The sequence below is a fragment of the Haloplanus sp. XH21 genome (assembly GCF_023276355.1).
Classification (GTDB): domain Archaea; phylum Halobacteriota; class Halobacteria; order Halobacteriales; family Haloferacaceae; genus Haloplanus; species Haloplanus halobius.
The window spans coordinates 123,023-142,536 of sequence record NZ_JALLPL010000002.1 but is presented as its reverse complement, the minus strand read 5'-3'; the positions used below and the strand labels follow the sequence as shown (position 1 = coordinate 142,536).

Annotated in this window: 13 protein-coding genes and 3 pseudogenes; 8 read left to right on the top strand and 8 right to left on the bottom strand. The window is 54.3% G+C overall.

Features of this window, described 5'->3' with window-relative positions:
* Nucleotides 1-151 precede the first annotated feature (151 nt).
* The gene (locus tag MXB53_RS14090) at nucleotides 152-565 is read right to left on the bottom strand and encodes a helix-turn-helix domain-containing protein (RefSeq protein WP_248898241.1); all 414 of its coding nucleotides are present in this window, start codon (nucleotides 563-565) and stop codon (nucleotides 152-154) included.
* Between the two features lie 128 nt (nucleotides 566-693).
* On the opposite strand from MXB53_RS14090, the pseudogene MXB53_RS14085 reads away from it, so the two are divergent.
* Nucleotides 694-987 (top strand): annotated as a pseudogene (locus MXB53_RS14085) (DUF8170 family protein); the annotation flags it as partial.
* Between the two features lie 49 nt (nucleotides 988-1,036).
* Here MXB53_RS14085 and MXB53_RS14080 read toward each other — a convergent pair.
* Nucleotides 1,037-1,819, bottom strand: a complete 783-nt coding sequence (locus MXB53_RS14080) for a hypothetical protein (protein ID WP_248898239.1) — start codon at nucleotides 1,817-1,819, stop codon at nucleotides 1,037-1,039.
* 169 nt (nucleotides 1,820-1,988) lie between these two features.
* On the opposite strand from MXB53_RS14080, the gene MXB53_RS14075 reads away from it, so the two are divergent.
* On the top strand, nucleotides 1,989-2,660 hold the full coding sequence (locus MXB53_RS14075; RefSeq protein ID WP_248898238.1) for a helix-turn-helix domain-containing protein: 672 nt from the start codon (nucleotides 1,989-1,991) through the stop codon (nucleotides 2,658-2,660).
* Nucleotides 2,657-3,352, top strand: coding sequence for a hypothetical protein (locus tag MXB53_RS14070; RefSeq protein WP_248898237.1), 696 nt, complete (start codon nucleotides 2,657-2,659; stop codon nucleotides 3,350-3,352). Before MXB53_RS14075 ends, MXB53_RS14070 begins: the two co-directional genes overlap by 4 nt.
* Before the next feature lie 48 nt (nucleotides 3,353-3,400).
* On the opposite strand, the pseudogene MXB53_RS14065 reads toward MXB53_RS14070, so the two are convergent.
* Nucleotides 3,401-4,036, bottom strand: a pseudogene (locus MXB53_RS14065) (IS6 family transposase).
* A 145-nt stretch (nucleotides 4,037-4,181) separates the two neighbouring features.
* Nucleotides 4,182-5,327: a DUF8013 domain-containing protein gene (locus tag MXB53_RS14060; protein WP_486606379.1), complete on the bottom strand. Its 1,146-nt coding sequence runs from the start codon at nucleotides 5,325-5,327 to the stop codon at nucleotides 4,182-4,184.
* A gap of 237 nt (nucleotides 5,328-5,564) precedes the next feature.
* Here MXB53_RS14060 and MXB53_RS14055 point away from each other — a divergent pair, with 237 nt between their 5' ends.
* Together MXB53_RS14055 and rdfA are read left to right on the top strand one after the other, a co-directional pair.
* On the top strand, nucleotides 5,565-6,008 hold the full coding sequence (locus tag MXB53_RS14055) for a putative sulfate exporter family transporter (RefSeq protein WP_248898236.1): 444 nt from the start codon (nucleotides 5,565-5,567) through the stop codon (nucleotides 6,006-6,008).
* Nucleotides 6,009-6,746: 738 nt separating this feature from the next.
* On the top strand, nucleotides 6,747-7,376 hold the full coding sequence (gene rdfA / locus MXB53_RS14050; RefSeq protein ID WP_248898235.1) for a rod-determining factor RdfA: 630 nt from the start codon (nucleotides 6,747-6,749) through the stop codon (nucleotides 7,374-7,376).
* 17 nt (nucleotides 7,377-7,393) lie between these two features.
* On the opposite strand, the pseudogene MXB53_RS14045 reads toward rdfA, so the two are convergent.
* A pseudogene (locus MXB53_RS14045) lies at nucleotides 7,394-9,339 on the bottom strand (archaea-specific SMC-related protein).
* A 341-nt stretch (nucleotides 9,340-9,680) separates the two neighbouring features.
* Between MXB53_RS14045 and MXB53_RS14040 the strand changes: the two are divergent.
* The gene (locus MXB53_RS14040) at nucleotides 9,681-10,484 is read left to right on the top strand and encodes an IclR family transcriptional regulator (RefSeq protein ID WP_248898234.1); all 804 of its coding nucleotides are present in this window, start codon (nucleotides 9,681-9,683) and stop codon (nucleotides 10,482-10,484) included.
* A gap of 504 nt (nucleotides 10,485-10,988) precedes the next feature.
* Here the strand turns inward: MXB53_RS14040 and MXB53_RS14035 are convergent.
* From MXB53_RS14035 to MXB53_RS14025, 3 genes are all read right to left on the bottom strand, one after another.
* A complete protein-coding gene (locus MXB53_RS14035) occupies nucleotides 10,989-12,278 on the bottom strand; it encodes a Zn-dependent hydrolase (protein ID WP_248898233.1) in 1,290 nt (429 codons plus the stop codon).
* 163 nt (nucleotides 12,279-12,441) lie between these two features.
* Entirely contained in the window at nucleotides 12,442-12,858 is a 417-nt protein-coding gene (locus MXB53_RS14030) for a DUF3830 family protein (RefSeq protein ID WP_248898232.1), read from the bottom strand.
* Nucleotides 12,859-13,027: 169 nt separating this feature from the next.
* A complete protein-coding gene (locus MXB53_RS14025; RefSeq protein ID WP_248898231.1) occupies nucleotides 13,028-14,581 on the bottom strand; it encodes a sodium:solute symporter family protein in 1,554 nt (517 codons plus the stop codon).
* A 535-nt stretch (nucleotides 14,582-15,116) separates the two neighbouring features.
* Here MXB53_RS14025 and MXB53_RS14020 point away from each other — a divergent pair.
* Together MXB53_RS14020 and MXB53_RS14015 are read left to right on the top strand one after the other, a co-directional pair.
* The gene (locus MXB53_RS14020) at nucleotides 15,117-15,968 is read left to right on the top strand and encodes a cytosine permease (RefSeq protein ID WP_248898230.1); all 852 of its coding nucleotides are present in this window, start codon (nucleotides 15,117-15,119) and stop codon (nucleotides 15,966-15,968) included.
* Nucleotides 15,969-17,447: 1,479 nt separating this feature from the next.
* Nucleotides 17,448-19,508, top strand: coding sequence for an archaea-specific SMC-related protein (locus MXB53_RS14015; RefSeq protein ID WP_248898229.1), 2,061 nt, complete (start codon nucleotides 17,448-17,450; stop codon nucleotides 19,506-19,508).
* Nucleotides 19,509-19,514: the final 6 nt, after the last annotated feature.

Here is a 19,514-nt window from a genome sequence, read left to right as displayed (position 1 = left end):
AACCGTCTGTCCAATTTGTGGCCAGACACTCGTTATCGAATAGACGCGAATATTTACTGTAACCTACCTTCCGCTATTAGCTGATTCCCCCCTATCTTGTGCTGTATCGACGCGTAGTAACGGGTTCACCCGTTATGACTGGGTCTGTGGATTATTCATCACCTGGGCGCGGCGCGTTCTCGTATTTAATCATCTTCTCGGGCTTGTCCGAGATGGTCTCGTAGATCTGCTGGAGCGTCTCCTCGGCGGCGAGCAGATTGTGCTCCTCCAGGAATTCGCGACCCTCCTCCGTAAGCCCGTAGAACTTCCAGGGGTACCCCTGGCGGCGCTGGTCGTCATCTAGGGCGGCCTCCTTGACGATGCCAGCGTCGATCAGCTTCTGGATATGCTTGTAGACGGTCGCGTCGCTCACACTGGGGTTGAGCTTCTCGAGCTCGTACATCGAGGGCAGCTGCTTGGGGTTCTGGAGTATGTTGTTGATGAGAGAGAATCGCGTCTGCTGGGTGACGAAGTGGATCAGTTCGCGAGACTCCATCTCCTCAGCAGTCCCAAGGTCGGTGCTCATACCGTACAGTACACGACGCAGCGGCAAGTAGTTTACCCTTGAGTAAAACACTCTTCGATAAATCACAACCACTTGAGTGAGTGATTTACTCCATAAACCATATCTCTCCGCCACGAGAAACTCGCATTATGCCTGATGAGGAGTCGCCTGTTCCTGATGACGTTCTCAAAAGTGCCAAAGACCAGCTTGACGATGAGGAAATAACGCTGGCCGACAATGAGGAGGTCCTCCACGCCTTGAGCGAGTTGACTCCGGTCTACGAGAACGACCGGTCGTACTTCGTCCTCGGGAACTACGACCGGGAGCCAATACGACGGCTGAACCTGGTAGTGGACCGTCTCAACCGTCGCACCGACGCATACGCGTTCCGAATGGTCGATATCCGTGGAGAATGGGACAACAGCATCCAGAAGTTCTGCCTGAGTTAACCAACGCAAGCGCGGTCTGGAGAGCCCTGTTGGTTAATCAGGTTTAGTGCGGGTCCGCTGGGAGCCGACCGTCTGGTCGGGGAACGTGGCCCCGTTTGATCTCGTGGTCGACGCGACGCAGATGCTTGCAGCCGCCTTCGGGTGAGCGCTGCTGCCAGTCGGGACAGGTACACGACTCGTCGACGATGTCGACTTCGCACCTGTTGCCGGACGTGGACTGTACCTTGTAGCGGCCACCTTTCGAGAGGAGTGAGACGGCCATCGCTTCGGCGACGGCACGCTTCGTGCGGGGATCGAGATCGTCCTGTGACTCTGCGTTCTTGTCGACGCCCAGCCGGTCGCGAACGTCGCTCGTTCGGCCCCCGTCCGGAGCGACGGCTTCTGCAGGGCCACTGAGCCGCTCGTGGAACACTTCCTCCACCGGATGGCCTTTCCGGCGGCCACAGGAGTGGACCTCGCGGCGCTCGCGATGGTCGTAGGAGCCGCACGTGGCTGCGCTCCCGCTCCAGACTCGCCAGGCACCGAGCGCGGCCATCACGTCGACGATGTCGCGGGGAACCGTCTGGTAGTCCTCCGGGAAGAACACCCGGAACCGGGTACACGCCTCCTGTGGCGTGACAGTCTCCCACCAGTCTTCGCTGGAGCCCCAGCTGTCGCACATCGCCTCGTCGCTCCCGTAACCAACGGTCACGCCGTCGATATCGGGCACGTCCGCAACCGTCTCGTCAGTCTCGCCTTCGAGCAGCCGAAGGACACCATACCGCAGGTACTTCGTGGAACGGGAGTGCGCCTCCGCCCCTCGGCGGGCGCTGAAAAACTTAACCAACGAATAGCGATCAGCCGTATCCTCTGTTGGTTAATTCCTCTCTGCTCGAATGCTGCGCCGGATTGAACTGCCGGACTCACGAGAGACATATCTGTATAGAGATAACTCTATAGGGAATACAGGGGGACAAGACTAATACAGTTAGATGTGATACCGATAACTAGCGATGATGGAGTATGTCGACGAGACCGCGGCGAAGATCATGGTCGCGGCCCGGCCGGGCGACTCGATCCGTCGAATCGCCCAGAAGATCGACGGCTCCTACTCGTGGGTCTACGACTGGATCGAGCGGTTGGAGGACGCAGGCTTCATCCGGCGTGAGGACGGCGTCTACATCGAGAAGTACGCTGTCAGGGATCGCTACTACGATCTCATCGCAGCTATCTCTCGCGCTGTTCCTCCCTCGATCGACGACGGCTACGTCATTCCGCAGTTTGCCGGGATGCCCTTTGCGTACACGAAAATTGACGCCGTCTACGTCTGGACCCACGGCGGCTATCAGATCGCCCGCGGCCACGATGACTATCCGATCTTCATCAAAGTCGCCGACCAGGACGTCGAACGGTGGACGGCGTTCTTCGACGAGTTCGGCATTCCGAGCCGGATCGAAGAGCGGCCGGATGCAACCGACTACGATGCGACTGTCTCGTACGTGTTGTTCCCGACGAGTGGGGACATCACTCGCGAGTGGGTCGACGGCAATCCGGTCATTCCGTTGGATGAGGCAATCGAGCACATGTTGGAGTACCGGGTGAACTACGAGCCAGCGTTGGAGATGATCGCCGACGAGTACGACCGCGATATCGACGCGTCCCACGAGGATCCGCGTTTGAACGCATGAGTCTCGGCGAGCGCGAAGACGAATTGCTGGACACTCTGGAGGCTGTCATTGATGCTGACCTGCCGTACGTGCTCGTCGGTGGGTGGGCGATCGCGGCATTCAATCAACGGTTCACCACGGACGTCGACGTCGTCGTTCCGGCACAAGCGGTCGACGACTACACCGGCCTTCTCACCGACCGCGGCTACGAGAAAACGGCCGATGTCGAACGAAACGAGCTCTACGAGGGCCGTACTATCCGATTTACGAAAGATATTGGCAATCCGGTTCGGTTCGACGCGATGGTCGACGCGCTGGGCTGTCGCCAGACGGAAGCTGAATGGTCGTATCGCTATCTGGCCCAGCACTCTGTCACCGAGGAGCTGCGAACCGGCCGCCCGGTAACAGCCAGAATTCCTGAACGGGAGTTGCTGTTTGCCGTGAAACTTCACAGTGGTCGCAAGGCGGACTCTCGGGATCTGGTGGTGCTGGCTGCTGGCGCGGATTTCGACCGGATTGCGACTCATCTGCATCGTGGGGAGTCCGAGAAGCTCGCTGGTCGCATCGAGACTGTCCTCGACCGACTCACGTCGGAGGATTTCGCGGACGCATTCAAAGGGGTCTTCGAACAGCAAACGGTTCCCGAACAGGATATCGATGCCGTCGTTGAGTTCCTTCGTGACCAGCAGCGTCGAATCGATTCTGAACTATAACATCGACTGTCGGTGGGGTATGTCTTGGGACCGCTCGAAAGGTAGTGTTCAGATAAGCTGATTCCATGCGAAGGCGAACGCTTGAAGCCAATTTTCGACGGGGTCTGCTTCGGCGTGGCTGAAACAGTTTGAGAATTGGTTTGTTCTCCGTTTTAGTTCTCGGAAGATACGTTCGACGCTGTTCCGATTACCATGTTTTTCGCATCTGTAATCGAGGCCGTGTCGGTGGAGCGCCGCTTGCAGCCACGGTGCAGAATCGACGAGAAAGAGCGCGTCATCGACGAGATGTTTCTCGCGGAGTTCGGCAAGAAACATCTCGGTTATTGCTTGATTTCACGTCGGAGAGAGCTTCACGTGCAGCAAGCGGTTCGTCTCGGAACCGACCGCAGCGTACAGCCAGAATCGTTCGTCATTGAGCTGGATCACGGTCTCGTCAACCGCAACGTGATCCGGGTCGGCACCACCCTTGGGCTGTAAATCGGCCTTTTGCACCCAGTTGTGAACGGTGGAGCAACAGCGTTGGACACCCAACCTATCAAGAATTGAGATGGTATTCGAAAGTGATAATCCAGCCAAATGAAGTCGAATACCGAGCTTCATCGCCGGCTCGGGTGTCGCCTCTCGCTCCACAAATCCTAACTCGATGCGGTCGCTATCTCCGTTGAGGCGGTCGATTTCGAGCATAGACTACTCAAAAATCGCACCGCCTCACCCTTCACTCTTATCTGAACACCGCCGCTCGAAACACGCAGGGTCGGACGCCGAACGAATTAACCAACAGTGTGGACAAAGTAGCCCAGGCGTTGGTTAACAGCCGGGGAAGGCGTGTTCAGCCCTCGGTGACCGTCCCGATTATCTCCTGAGCGGTCGAACTGATCCGGCCGAGACGTTCCTGAATGTTCTCCGCATCGTCGTCCTGCCACGCGGCAAGATAGAACGCTGATCCGCTCGTATCTAGGTCGAAATACCGTCCGACAATGTATGCGACAGCTTCCGCTTCGACCTCGCGTTTCGACCGCTCCGTATCGTCGTCGACGTCGAAGTGGAGCAGGGCGTGTGCGTACTCGTGAATCAGCGTCCGCGCGAGGTCGGCCTCATTCTCCCGATCACGCACCTCGACGAGCGGCTGAACGTCGACGAGGCTCAGCTGCTCGCAGATGCCCTTCGCCTCGCCGTGGGTCCACTCCTCTTCGGGAACGATTCGCACCGTCACGCCGAGGTCGTCAGCGGCGGCAGTTAGCTGTTCGACGAGGTCGCCGGCGTCGCCGGTCGCTTCCGTGTCGAGGTCGGGAAGCGGCTCGCCCTCGGTCTGGGAGACGTCGAACACTGGCGCAGGCTTGAACCCGACGAGGCCCTCGGACCACTCCTCGGGCGGCGTCTCGTCGTACTCACAGTCACTGTCTTCGTGGTAGCTCGGCGAGTTTTCGCACTCCGGACACTGCGTGGTGATGATCGGCGCCCAGATCCAGATGGCCGACTCGCCCTCCTTGACGTGGCGGTCGAACTCCTCCTGCCACGTCCGGTAGCCCGCCACCCGGGTCGCCTCGGGACACTGCCGCTTGATGAGGAGCGTGTTCCGATACGAGTAGTCGTGGAAGCGACTCTGGACGTCGAGCCACTCCTGGAACTCTTCGCTGGCCTGCGCGTCGTCGACGCCGGCGACGAGATCGTCGATCCACTGTTCGATGGTGCTGTGCATCTCGTCGGATCGCGTGTCGGTCGCAAGGTGACGCGCCCACTCGATGGCCCACTCGAAGGCGGGATCCGTGCCGCCCTTGCCGTGAATGTACCACCATCGAGCCGCTTTCAGTACGACCAGCGGATTCGTCGGCGGCTGCTCACCGGCGAGCCCACGGGTGATGGATTCGATTTCATCGGGGACGTTGGTGGAATCGACCTCACCTGATTGTGTGCTGTCGATATCGACCGGGATCTCGTCGATCGAGACGTTGTCAGGACGCTGTTGTTGACTCACTGGAAGTCACCTCTGAGGGCTTTCGAGAGTGGCCTCATCCTCTCTGGGGGCACTCTCAGCAGCGGGGTCGAGCGTCTGTAGGGTATCGGCAGTTGCCGCCACCGCCTCTGCGGTCGATGCCGACGAGACGTAGATCGCTCACGCGGCGGCAACGATTCTGGTCTTCGACGCCGCGACGTTGGTGATCTTCCCGGTCCTCGGCCAATTGCCTGAGTTGGCACCCGAGACCTACGGCGTGTGGATTGGGCTTTCGATGTTCTCGACTGGCCCGCTGCTGCTGGGTTCGCACACTCCGAGGTCGCCGGGCAGTGGGCGACGCTCACGAAGCTTACCCGAAACGCCATGATTGGTGTTGTTGCCCTGTCAGACTCGTTCTACTATACGAGACAAAATCTCGATTCAGAGGCATCGATCGGACAGGTCTGGGGGGACTTTCCAAAGTTCCTCATCGGCTTTTTGCTGCTTGCCCCCCTGGCGAACTTGGGGAACCTACCGAGTGCCGTTATTGATTCGCTCTCGCGAGCGTCCGACTTACTGTTTTTGCTCGCGTTCGCGGGACTTGGATTCGAGATTCAATTCGATGAGATGCGGGATACTGGAATTGTCCCGATTGTCGTCGTCGGATCGTATCTCGTCATTTCAAGCATCATTGCGTACTCTCTAGTGCAGCTTCTTTTCTGATCCATTGGCCTTGTGAGCACGATCTAGTTAGCAGCGACCGTCGCTGGATCCGTTCCTTGCTGGTTAAAGATCGGCACGAAGCGACAACTTTGGTTGAACTTGATTGCAGCGTATTCTCGGATGGCGCACCGTTAAGTCGGGCCGTGATGTCGTTGACAGCGGATCAGAAACGTGGTAGCAAGCTAAGGTATCTGCTCCCAAATCCCTCAATGAGAGTGTTCTACACCAATTGAACGGAGAATCGCGTCTCTCTCCTCAAGTGAACTACCAGACGTGATGCTGACCGCGAACACTCTGACGGACGCGTCGTCCGATCACGCACCCCACATCCTTCGAAATTCGCCATGAAGTATTCTCTGAGCAGGGTTGCGAGTATCGGCCAGTTCGACCGTGATCTCTAACAGTAATATATTCTACTCTATCCAAATATAATAAGAATTATTATATTTTTATTTCTACCTCTGTGATATTGACTTATATAAATTAGGAATTTTTTGCCTAGAAAAAATAGATTCTAAATGATTTGTGGAGGTAGAAGTATAAATTGGTTTTATTTATATGAAATTTATACCTCTATTTTGGCCATTTTATTCTACCAATAATACAGTATTTATCTAAATTTTATTATTCTCCAAACACAGGTGTGTCGTCTCCCTTGTTTCCCCACTCAGCCGAACTGTGAGGGCGGATACTCAAACAGCACCGCTGTTATATATGGTGGCGCTGCTATTTGGCAATATGGCAGAGGATACGGGTGGACAATCAAGAAAGTCGAACAAGGTTGCGAGACTGATCGCTGAGTATGATCTTGATGAATCCCTTGGTGACGAACTCGAACAGCTCTGGACTGCCGAGGACCAACAGCGTAAGAGTCTCCGGGATCTTGCAGATCTCTTCAATCAGCGACTGCTCGAAAGTGCGATGGCCTCTGCAGGGATTTCTACCGTAGACGGAGAGATCTCCAATCTTTATCGGCTCCTCACCGCTGATGACGTGAGTAGTGGTATGCAGACCGAGGCTCGAAATCGTCTTGAACGGGATGGCGTCGATATCGAGCAACTCGAACGTGATTTCGTCTCGTATCAGGCGATTCGGTCGTACCTCACCGAATATCGGGATGCTTCGTATGAACACCCCTCCGATAGCGAGCAAGTGGAGAACGTTCTTGATTCTATTCGACGTCTCCAGTCCCGACTTCGGTCACTCACCGAGGGCAGCCTGGATCGACTCCGATCGACAGGACGAATCACGCTCGGCGAGTTCCGCTTGTTTATCGATATTGATGTCCTCTGTGAGGACTGTGGCGAACAGTACGGCGTCATCGACCTGCTCGAACGTGGCGGCTGTGATTGCAACGACGGGACATAGCCGCTTCTGGCCGGGCCCTATATTTCCGTGATGCGGGTATAATCGTCGTTGAGAGCTTGTGCGTCTTCGGGGAGCAGAGCGACAACCAGGAACTCCGGATAGTCGGCCATATAATCGATCAGCGATGCGATTCGCGGTGAATCGATGGCCTCCAGGGAGTCCAGAATCATGAACGGGACCTGTTCGTACACCTCGTGGACGAGATAGCCCGCAAGCGCGAACACCAGTCCGGTGACTTCTCGTTCGCTTTCGCTGAGATGATCGACGGTGTCCTCGTACGCGGCTCCGGTGTCGGTACTCCGGACGACGTGTAGTTCGAACTGGGTTTTTTCCACCTTTTTTCGTCCTTCTCGCACCTCGCGCTCGATTCTCTCGATCCAGATGCGCTCGAGATTCTCATAGCCGAGCGTGTCGAGGACTGCATCCATATGGTCGTTGAACTGCTCGACAGCGTTCGCTTCGATCTGATCGATTCGCGTCCGGAGGTCCGTCAGTTCGGCAGTGATCTCTTCTCGCTGCGAGTTCAACTGCGTTTCCTCGGTAAGGCGCTCTTCGATAGAGCCGATCTGTTCCGTCACATCCTCCAGCTCGGATTCAAGCTGTTCGAGCTCGAATTCCAGTTGATTTGCCTCCTTGTGAAGATCCAGAATTTCACTGAAGTCTTCGGATTCTAACGTCTCGATCTCCGATTCAAGATCCTCGATTTCGTCGTTGAGGTGTTCTCGCTCGTCTCGCAAGTCATCCAACCGTTCTTCACGTTCCGCGATTTCACTCCCGATGTCAGTGAGTTTTCGCTCAATCGACTCTCTTCGCTGCTGTTGTTCCCGATATTCCTGCTGTTTGTCCTTCAGCTGAGACAACTCTGATTCGAGGTCCCGAATCGTTTCCAGTTTCTCTTGACGGATATCTCGAAGTTGATCGAGCGTCTGCGTGATATTCTCCTCTTCGACTTCGGACCCACAGGTCCAACAGACGACCGTGTCGTCGACAAGCGCATCCGTCACTGCGTTATCAGTCTCTTGAGCGCTCAGAACGGAGCTGACAGTTCCTTCGCTCCCTTCTAGGCGTTCTTCATTGAACTGAATCACGTTCTGGAGGTTGCTCACCTCGCTTTCGAGATTGTCTTTCTGGTCTCGAAGCCTGGAAATTTCGTTTTTGAGCTCGTCATGCTCCCCCATCGGTGTGTCGGGAAGCTCATCGAGCTCCGATTCGAGGTCTCTTCGTTCGGTTGTCAGTGCTTCGATGCTCTCTTGCTCGACTTCGATGTCGGATCGAACCCGATCTAATTCGGCGCGTTTCTCGCGAAGTTTGTCAAGCCGGGACTCGAGTTCCTGTTTCTCCTCCCGTGTTTCGTCGACGTCGGCATCGAGGGTTTCAATCTCCTCTTCCTTTGCTGCCAGTTCCTCTTTTTTTTTTCCTCGATTTCGTCTTTGAGCTGGCTTCGGTTGTCTTCCAGCTTTGGCAGTTCACCCTTTAGCTCGTTGAGTTCATCGAGTTCATCGTCGATCTGCGATCGTTCTTGCTCAAGCTGTTGGATTTCTGATTGGATCGATTCGGTATCGACTGGTCGCATGATGAGTTCGCGAAGATCGGCTCCCCTGGCGACGGATCGACGGGCTTCGTTGGTTTCTAGAAGAAATGCGAATAGATCGGCAAGCTCTGGCTCATCAAGATAGGGGTTGCCTCCAGTCATGACGGAGCCATTCGTGCGGGTGAACGTTCGCACGTAGGTTTCCTCACCGACGCTGAGTTCAACTCGTCCTTCATCCGCGTCCGCTTTCAGGGACGCATTATCGCTTCCCATAACCGCCATGATGGACCGGAGTAGCGACGTTCGGTTCGTCGCGTTTCGCCCCGCCAACACCGTGATTCCGGGAGAAAAGTCGACAGTCGTTTTGTCGATCCCGCCCATATTTTCCACCTCAAGTTTGGTGGTCTGATCGAGTATGTTTGCTTTGCTCATACTTTCGCATCGTTTCGTTATGGTAAAAGAGTTGCCGTGAATCGGCTCGCTGCCACCTCCGGGATCGAGCATCGCACGATCTCTCCATAACAAAAATAATAGTGTTATTCTAGTTCAGGGGATTGGATGAGGCAATATGATTATTATCGCGAATCAAAATACTTTCTTATTTTAAATCTATTCGCGATATTAGAGGTGTATCCAGTTTTTGTTGGCCAAATATACCCCCTATCACTATATATTGGGAAATAACTGTGAACATCCAGAACAAGATATTCAGATAGTGTATTAGCGTTTGATATAGCCAAACGATTAAGTGAACTCGACTTGCATGCGAGAACATGACAACCGATCCAATTCAACCGGAGTCGCCCCGAACGTTGAAAACTGTTGAGCGAACAGCACAGATACTCGAAGCGCTCGAAACGTTAGATGGCGCCGGGGTCACTGAGCTAGCAACCCACCTCAGCCTGTCTAAGAGCACGGCCTACCACTATCTAACAACCCTCCGTCAGGAAGACCTGGTCGTCAAGAATGGCGACCAGTACGAACTCAGTTTGCAGTTCCTCCTGGCTGGTGAGTACGTCAGGAATCGAAATCGACTGTATAAATACGGCAAGGATGAGGTCGAGGATCTTGCGGAGTCGACTGGTGAGTACGCGAACCTCTTCACCGAGGAACATGGGATGGGCATTAATCTGTACAAAGTGCGTGGCAGTGACGCTGTTGGAAGCGGGTATCAGACGGATAAGCTTCAGCGGCCGGACTATCTCCACTGTACGGCAACGGGCAAAGCAATTCTAGCATATCTTCCCCGCGAGCGCGTCGACGAAATCCTTGACCAACACGGGCTTCCAGAACAGACTGCCAACACGATCACCGATCGCGACGAACTCTTCGATGAACTCGATACCGTCCGTCAGCAGGGATATGCACACAACGACGAAGAGGAAGTTGAGGGTCTCCGTGCTGTTGGTGCCCCCGTCATTGACCGCAATGAGAACGTGTTGGGCTCGTTGAGTGTCGCCGGACCGACGAGCCGTCTGAAGGGAGAGCACTTCAAGGATCAGCTTCCGGAGAAAGTCCAGAGCGCGGCCAACGTGATCGAAGTGAACCTGAATATGGCGACGCACGAGAGCGAATAGTTGAGTTTCAGTTTCTGGCTCACGAGGCGCGTTCCACGTTGCACGCATCCTGTCGCGTCGACTGTGTTTGAACCATACGAACTCCGATGAGACAGTGATGTTGACGGTGAAAGCGCAATTCAGCCGAATACCCCCAGATAGTACCGGATGACTAGGTTATCGGCGTTTGTAATATGAGAACAGAGGATCGGGGGGATACTCCACAGGTGGAACAGGTCGAGTGTATAGGGATCTGTCCCGAGGGTGAAGATCGTCCGCTCCGCTGTGTGACCGACGTTCATCTTCCGTTACCGATGTCGCAGAGCGCGGATCGGCGCTCAACGGTTGGCGTTGCGGGGGCTATCGTTGGATTGCGTGTGTTTTGAGGGGAGTTGCATCTGCAGGGGGGCTGCTATCGACTTCGTTCCAGTCATATCGCCCAGTATCACATCACGGCAGAGCGCCGTCGCTGCACACCGACTCCACGGTCACTATCGGGATGGTTGCTTCACTGCGGAGGTCCTATCAGTCATGCGCTAAGTCCGCGAGCCCCGCTGCCAGCACCCTTGTTGCTGTCGCACAACTGTCCCAGTCCGTCCACTCGCGGGGGCTGTGTGAGAATCCGCCGTGAGAGGGCGCGAACAACATCCCGGTGTCAGTGACGCTCGCGATATGCATCGTGTCATGGCCAGCGCCTGAATGGAGATCCAGTGCCGAGGCTCCAATCGTCGACACCGCTTTTTGTAACGCCGCGTTGCAGCGATCGCTCATCTTACTCGGAGCGATATCATACGGGCGCTCGAACGTGGTCCCGACGCCCCGCTCTGCTTCAAGCTCCGAGAGGCAGTCTTGTACACGCCCGACGATCTCTTCCATGGGCCCGTACTGAATATCGCGAATATCGATGCCGAGTTCGGCCCGTCCTGGAACGACGTTGATCGCATTCGGTGAAACGTCGAGCTTACCGACTGTTCCGACGACGGTCTCGCCGTTTTTCGCGACGACATCTTTCGTTGCGCTCTCGACTTCTAAGACGAGTTCGCTTGCGGCGGTCAAGGCGTCCGTTCGGTCCGCCATCGCTGTACAGCCCGAGTGGTCCGCTTCGCCCTGGATTTCGACCGAGCATCGAATGGTTCCCGTGATTGCGGAGACGATCCCAACCGCGGCTCCCGCGTCTTGGAGGCGCTCGCCCTGTTCGACGTGCAGTTCGAGCCAGGAGTCCCACTCACTCGCATCCAATCGTCCACTGCCTCGAAACCCAATGTCGTCGAGCGCCGATTCGAGCGTGACCCCGTCATCGTCTTCGAGTTCGAGTGCCTCTTCGACACTCCGCTGATCGCTCGCAACGGAGGATCCGAGCACGCCGTTCGAGAATCTTGCTCCCTCCTCTTCAGTGAAACAGACAACTTCGATCGGTCGGTCCAGCTCGATACCTGCCTCTTGAAGCGCCCGTACGGCTTCAAGCCCACTGTAGACGCCGAGCACCCCATCGAAGATTCCTCCTTCGGGAACAGAGTCGATATGGCTCCCACAGGCGATTGCTGGTGCCGTCGGATCGGCGCTCTCGGGAACCCAGCGGCCCACGATATTGCCCACTGCGTCAACGCGGACATCGAGCCCTGCCGCTTCCAAGCGGTCGATGAAATACTCCCGCGCTTGTCTGTTCGCTTCTGTTCCTGTGAGTACAGTCCGACCGTGTCCCTGTTCAGTTACAACCTCCCCGAATTTCCCGGTCTCCGTGATATCTTCTCGGAGTCGGTCTTTGCTGACGCGCTGGTACGCTCCTTCTGCTACACTCATAACCCATCCCTCCATTGAACCGGCTCTGGTTTGAATATACCGGAGGCTGGTACGAGAACGGTGCGCGAGTGACAGAGATTCCGCTCAACAGCATCAGATCATACTATTCGACAAGAGGACGTTATCGTGGTGCCGTCATCTCCGTCGCGGCGGAGCGACGCCACCGATGGATCGTTCGTTAAACCTCTCGCACAACGATATCCTTCACACCGCTCTGAAGCGTCTCTTCCTCGATTTCGGCGAGCTTCTCTCGCGATGCGTTGAGCGTCGCGATATGGTTGCCAGCGAGTTCTCCCGCAGGACTCTTGAAGCAGGTTGGTCCACAGGGAACAAGGAGTTCCTGCTCGTTCCGATACCCTGGATACAGCAGGATATCTCCCCGGGAGGGGTAGACCGTGTGGTTTTCGCGCGGTATCTCCGGGAGGTCGATCTCGTCGATGTTGACCCACGTCGCGTGGCCGCTCCAGCGCACGTGCATGAGTTCTGATTCGAGTGGCAGGAACTCCCGAAGTGCGTCGATCGATTCAGGCGCCTCGTCCTCGAGCAGGTCGGCTACAAACACCTCTCCGTCGATATCGAATTCTAGTTGCGTCACATCTCGGCCAACAACAGCATCCAGAATAAAAGTTGCGTCAGGATGGGATCGTTCGACAGTCGGATCGCCCCTTTGCTGGTCCGATAATCATTCTCGCTTGAGAATCGCCTGTAGAGCGGCTTGCATAAATGCCGATTAGAAAGAATTCAATAGAGCGGTGGCAGTGAATCTATTCGTGGTTCTCGTTAGTGACTTTCCCTCCATCCGCCACAGTGCCTGACGGTTGCTGCTCCCCTTTGGACGACGAGAGATCGGGTCGAGTCGTGCGAATCATCTCTCGTACGAACTCGGGATCCTCGACATCAGTCACCAAGCTGACCACGATGAAGAGCACTGTCGTCACTAGAAGCCCCCATAATCCTGCGTGTATTGACAGCGGTGTCGGCACGACAAAGGTAAAGATCGCCGTTACTAGAGTGCCACTGAAGATTCCAGCCAATGCCCCCTCCTTTGTGGCACGGGGCCAATAGAGTGTTCCAAGGATAAGCGGAAGGAATTGGATAATTGAACCATACGCAGCGGCCTGCAGCGGCACGATATTAATCGAGCTGAATATCGCAAAGTAATATGCGACAGCCAGTGTCGGGAAGACCAAAATCTTCATCCAGAAGGTTTCATCCAGATCTTCTCCTTCCGGATTAAACAGTGGCTTGTAGAAGTCCCGGATAGAAACGCTCACGGATGCGTGAACGATTGCGTCGGCGGTACTCATCGTTGCTGCGAGTGCTCCAGCGAAGAATAATCCGATCACGACCGGATTTATGTCTAAGTTAGTAACAAGATATGGGAGAATTCGATCGGGACTGTCGAGAATACCTGGTTCGACGACGGTAACACCGGCAAATCCGATCAAGAGAATCGGGACGATAATGAATTGGAAGAGTGGGTAAAGGACAGCAGTCTTTTTAATTGTTGATTCGTCCTCAGCGGTGTAGGCCCTCATGAACAGGTGCGGCCACATAATACTCCCCAGAGCCGAGACAACGATGAAACTCGAATATCGTGCTATCGACATCTCTGGGAGCCCGACCACCAGATGTGATGGATTAGTTGCGGCGATCGTCTCGAACATTGGCTGTATTCCTCCATGTAGCTCGGACGGGAGATACAGGCCAAGGAACCATGCGAGTGCAAGCATCATTATCCCTTGCAGGACGTTTGACCACCCAACACCCATCATTCCGCTTGTGATCACATAGAATCCAATGATGAGGAAGGGAAGCATCCCCGAAAGCCAAAACGGAATGAGCCCATTGCTAGCCTCGTTGAGAATGAAGGCAACACCCTTTATTTGCACTACTATATACGGGATGAAGGCCGCAACAGAGGCGATCGCCATGATAACTGAAATCCATCGGCTATCAAATCGATCGCTCACGAATTCCGCCTGCGTCACGTAGCCCATTTTGCGACCAAGACGCGATACTTTGGGCCCTAGGACGTACCACATCGCGAGCCCAAATGCACTATAAGGGATGATATAATATGCAATCGCCCCTTGGTCGAACGCAAATCCAGGTCCGCCGAGGAAGGCAAAGGCACTGTTATTAGCTGCGGCCATAATGAAGAACAATACAATTGTACCGATTCGGCGATCACCGGCAACAAATCCTTCTGTGGTACTTTGGTCAGCCTCGCCCCGACTGCGAATACCAATCCACAGGGCAAAGCCTAGATAAATCAAGGGTATGCCGGTAATGATCAGAGTATCCGTGGATACCATCTTAGCTACCTCCCTGAACGTTCAGTTCATCATACCAATACATGAGGAACCCAGTGATCATCACAAGAAATAGCACTGCTGAGTTCCAGGCCATATTGAACGGGAGTCCCAAGATATACGGCTCGATTTGGTTAACCATCGGGAATACCGGCCAAACGACAAGAAGTAGCAGAGCCGTGTAACCAGCAAAGAACTGCAAGAATCGGATTCTTACTTTTTGTGGTGTTTCTTTGCTGAAAAGATCTAACCCGATGCTAACAGTCGTTACGTCCGATTCTTCTTCGGCTGCTTCTTGATGTTTCATCTGTTTTGATTCGCGTTTGTTTCTACTGTGTGGGATAGCTCAGCCCATTCACATGCGATACGTCATTCGGTTGCTTTCTGATATTGCATCTGTCTGAATTTGGACCGACCTCCTCTGTGCGTGTGGCAGACACACACACTATCCCTTAATTAAACTTTTGGATAGTGCGTGTTCTGAGTGAGCGGAAGTGCAGTTCTAAGGAGTGTTTTGTATTTTTTGCCTTCTTGAAGTGTGCTCATCGTTTTGCTCGCGTACACGGTCTACGTCGTGGTGAACACCCAGGGCCTCGCGACGGAATCGCTCACGTACTCGGGTACGTGGGGACTCCCTTTCTTCACGATCGTGGCGGCACACGTCGGGACCGCACTTACCGGTGCGCTTAACGCGGCCGACATCAGCAGGCACTTAGAGAAACGACGCGGGTTGGGCAACCATATCTGGGGTCACTTGCTCGGGATCGCCCCCGCGATGATGTACATGGCGCTCGTCGGACTCATCTTCGGAATCTCGACGGACACGGCGAACCCGGTGTACGCCATCATGGAGGTCGCCCCGAGCCCGATGATCGGCGTCGCAATGCTCGTGTTCGTACTAGCTGCGCAGATTTCCTCGAACCTCACGCTCAACATCGTCCCGCCAGTTCACGTGCTGCAGGACGCACTTGACGTTTCGTGGGAACGAGGGCTTGTTATCACGGGAATTCTGTCCATTGCTTCGTTCCCGTGGGTGCTGTTCTCCGGTGGCGAGATCTACTTCCTGTTCATCAACGCCTACTCCGTGCCGCTCGGTCCGGTGCTCGGCGTGTTGCTGGCCGACTACTGGCTCTTCCGGGCGGGCGACACATCGATCAACTCGCTCTACGACAAGAGCCGCGATTCGAAATTCTGGTTTATCAACGGGGTGTCGGTCACGGCGGTTGCCAGTGTGCTCATCGGTTCAGGAGCAAGCCTGTTGATGATGGACTTGTCGTGGATGATCGGTCTTCCCGTGGGGTTCCTCGCCTACGTGGTGCTACGGAAGGTAGATCTCGATCAGCAGACCGCCGACTACCTCTCGGAGACAGAGGCCCCCGCAGCAGACTGAGGATGCAACGCTACTGGTAGTCTCGGCTATTCACGTGCAATGCAGTTTTGTTGCGCTTGTACGGCCCTGCCTTCGCGGGAATGTCGTGTTCTTCGCTTTCTCGGTCACAGAGCGATGCGTAGTTGCATCCATTGTGAGGGCTGTGTCTTTGATTTCTACATCTCGGGGAGCTCTGATCAGCTCGGAGTGAGTCGATGACCCTCCCGACAGCGATCGCCGGCCTGAGACAACGATGTCTGATCCATTTAGGGCTACATCTGTTCATTTACGGAGCAGTCTAATAACGGAATGCGCTGTCTATGAGCAGCTCTCTACCAGTCATCCCTGATATTCAATTCCTATCGGCTTGCGTCAGCCCTCATACGATCAGCGAACATGTCCGAGGTCGCGGCGATCCCATACTTGGGATTCTCTGTCTATGAGTAGTAGTCTTGCCGTGTGTTGAGGGTGGTTTCCGGCCCCGATGCAGCTTTGATTTCCGATTGCAACCGCCAAATGTCCCTCGGAACTTTTTTGATGAAATATCGCTTGGTGGTCAGCCCTGCCTATGAACTATCTATACGCCGGACATTCGATGGTACGTATGGGTTCAGTGCAGAAGTTTCAGCCAACTCATCCTCAAATATCCGTTCGTATTTATCGAACACCTGTGTTGGTTCTCGCTATCACCACGGTTTGACTCTGTCCCGGATTATCCCTGTATTCTACGGTGTCTGACCGGTTATTGAACATGCAATGCCGCTGTATATAACAAGAATAGGATTGTTATTCAATACTGATTTCACCTCTAATCTCTGGTCTAGATTTTCGTATACTACGAACAGTGAGGAACTTTGGAAGTGCTCATATACTCATCTAACCGCGTGATTACCTTATAGAAACCCACCTTCTAAGTCAATTCACAACAAATAGTGTGGTTATCTTGCGACAAGAGCCTCAATTCGATTTTTGACCCGAAAAGTTAATATAATATCACACACCATACCTTGCTGCCCGGATTATGATCCGCGGATATACGTCGGTATCTGCACACCCTAAATGGCCACATCGTCGTGATCCACGCTGTATCAATCCGGGCCCCCTGGTTGTGAAGAAAACTCGAGCAACACGGGCCGTTGTGACGGCGTGTAGCCAGGCTTACGGTGCGCGTTGCTAGGGAACCCTTCTATCACGCACTGATTATCCTTTTCCCATGGACGTGGAATCGAAATAGCCATCCATGTAGATATTTATCTTTGTACACTCACATATACAGGTAATGTTTGAATAGTTAATGCCGGTTATAGCCAGTATCTCGACTCAACTTTATACCCTTCCCGAATTGATGGAGGCAAATATCAAATGACGTTATTACAGCTGAAATTGATGTCTCTCCTTTTGGCTCTCTGTTCTATTCCCTGCTTACACTCTCTGACGAAGCCGGAGGATCGTGCTAGGGCGAAACGTGGTATTATATGACTGTACCAAGAAGCGGGAAGTATGAACGAGGAAACCCGGTCGACGGCAGAGGACGCAGTCCTCTCGGCGCGCAATATTGGAGGAATTGACTCAGCATCTGTCGAATTCTCTTCCGGAGTGAATGTCCTTGTTGGTCGAAACGCTACCAACCGCACGTCGCTGTTACAAGCGGTAATTGGTGCGCTCGGTGGATCAAGTGTTACGCTCAAGGGAGACGCTGAGGAGGGGGAAACGACACTTGAACTGGAGGGCGAGACATACACCCGCCGGCTGGTCCGCAATGGACAAGATGTGGTCAAGTCTGGCGAACCGCTGCTCGAAGATGCTGACGTGGCTGATCTGTTCGCATTTCTGATCGAGTCGAATGAGGCACGGCAGACAGTTGCCCGTATGGGTGATCTCCGCAATCTCATCATGTCGCCGGTCGATATTGATGAAATCAAAGCCGAAATACAGGAACTGAAACGAGAGCAGAAAGAAATCGAAGCCGAAATTCAGAGTATTGACGAGGAAGAGAAACAACTCGCAGGGCTCGTTCAGCGTCGCTCGTCACTGGAAGAGGAGATTGAACGGAAAGAAGATGAACTTGAGGAGATCCGATCGAAAATAGCCAATAGCGATATCCAGTCCTACCAGCGAGACACCTCAAACGAAGAGCTCGAAGAAAAATTGGATGAGAGACAAGAGCTAGAATCAACCCGCGAAGACATCATATTCGACCTGCAGACAGAGCGGCAGAGCTTCGAGTCGCTCCAAGCGGAGCAGAGCGAGGTCGAAGCTGAACTTGATAACCTTCCGGAAATCTCCGACAAACGGATTCAGGACGTTAATTCGAGGCTGAGCAACGCTTGTGAACGCCAGAATATGCTCGAATCGACGATCAACCAGATGCAGAATATTATCCAGTTCAACGAGGAACAACTGGAGGATGGAGAAGGATTATTCGGCAATCTGCAGACGCCGGATGATGGTGGATTATTCGGTTTATTTAGATCCGAAGCAAATACGGACCTGCTTGGGGCATTACGGACCGAACAAGAGGAGCAGGCCGTTACCGACCAGCTCCTAGATGACCAGCAGGTACTCACCTGCTGGACGTGCGGCAGTCAAGTGAAAAAGAAGCAGATCAAGGAGGTGGTCGGCGAGCTACGGGATATCCGTAGCGAGCAGCTTGAGCTTCTCAACGACGTGAAAAGTGAAATTCAGGAATTAAAGGACACCAAGTCGTCCCTCGAAAAGTCAGATGAGCGACGAGAGCGGTTGGAGCAAAAGCAGGCTCAGCTGGCCCAAGAAATCAAGACACGGCACGACCGGATCGAAGAACTCGAAACCCGGAAGACGACTATCGAGACTGAAATCGATGAACTCTCTGATGAAATCGAGGCGCTTCGAGAGGAGATAGATATCGAAGAGAATACGGATTACACTGCCATTTTAGACCTCCAAGAGGACGCGAAGCGGCTTGAATTGGAGATTGAACAGCATCGAGAGGAAATCGACGATGTCACAGAAGAAATCGACGCGGTCGAGAGTCGAATAGATCAACGCGAGGAACTCGAAGCCGAACGGGAGGAGCTCCGAGAGCGCCTCACGGAGTTGCGCCAGCGGGTTGAACAGATAGAACAGCGCGCCGTGAGCGAGTTCAACGAACGGATGGCTGAGATTCTGGATATTCTGAACTATTCAAATATCGAGCGGATCTGGATCGAGCGGATTGATACCGAGACAGCGGGATCCAGCGTCTCGACGGACACCTCGTTCGATATCCATGTCGTCCGGTCGACCGATGGTGGAAGTCACTACCGAGACACGATTGACCATCTCAGTGAGAGTGAACGGGAAGTGACCGGCTTGGTGTTCGCACTTGCAGGGTATCTCGTCCACGATGTCCACGAGTCGGTTCCCTTCATCGTCCTTGACTCGCTCGAAGCGATCGACTCGGATCGGATCGCACGAGTGGTCGAGTATCTCTCCGACTACGCCGAGTACCTCGTCGTTGCCCTGCTGCCCGAGGACGCGGCCTCCCTCAACGATAAATATCGGTATATGTCACCTCCGTGGCAATCTCTCAAGAACTTCTAAATCGGC

What these genes read in the sequence shown, in the direction of transcription:
- MXB53_RS14090 (WP_248898241.1), bottom strand. Translation starts at nt 565, where the DNA reads ATGAGCACCGACCTTGGGACTGCTGAGGAGATGGAGTCTCGCGAACTG.
- MXB53_RS14075 (WP_248898238.1), top strand. Translation starts at nt 1,989, where the DNA reads ATGGAGTATGTCGACGAGACCGCGGCGAAGATCATGGTCGCGGCCCGG.
- MXB53_RS14070 (WP_248898237.1), top strand. Translation starts at nt 2,657, where the DNA reads ATGAGTCTCGGCGAGCGCGAAGACGAATTGCTGGACACTCTGGAGGCT.
- rdfA (WP_248898235.1), top strand. Translation starts at nt 6,747, where the DNA reads ATGGCAGAGGATACGGGTGGACAATCAAGAAAGTCGAACAAGGTTGCG.
- MXB53_RS14040 (WP_248898234.1), top strand. Translation starts at nt 9,681, where the DNA reads ATGACAACCGATCCAATTCAACCGGAGTCGCCCCGAACGTTGAAAACT.
- MXB53_RS14035 (WP_248898233.1), bottom strand. Translation starts at nt 12,278, where the DNA reads ATGGAGGGATGGGTTATGAGTGTAGCAGAAGGAGCGTACCAGCGCGTC.
- MXB53_RS14025 (WP_248898231.1), bottom strand. Translation starts at nt 14,581, where the DNA reads ATGGTATCCACGGATACTCTGATCATTACCGGCATACCCTTGATTTAT.
- MXB53_RS14015 (WP_248898229.1), top strand. Translation starts at nt 17,448, where the DNA reads ATGAACGAGGAAACCCGGTCGACGGCAGAGGACGCAGTCCTCTCGGCG.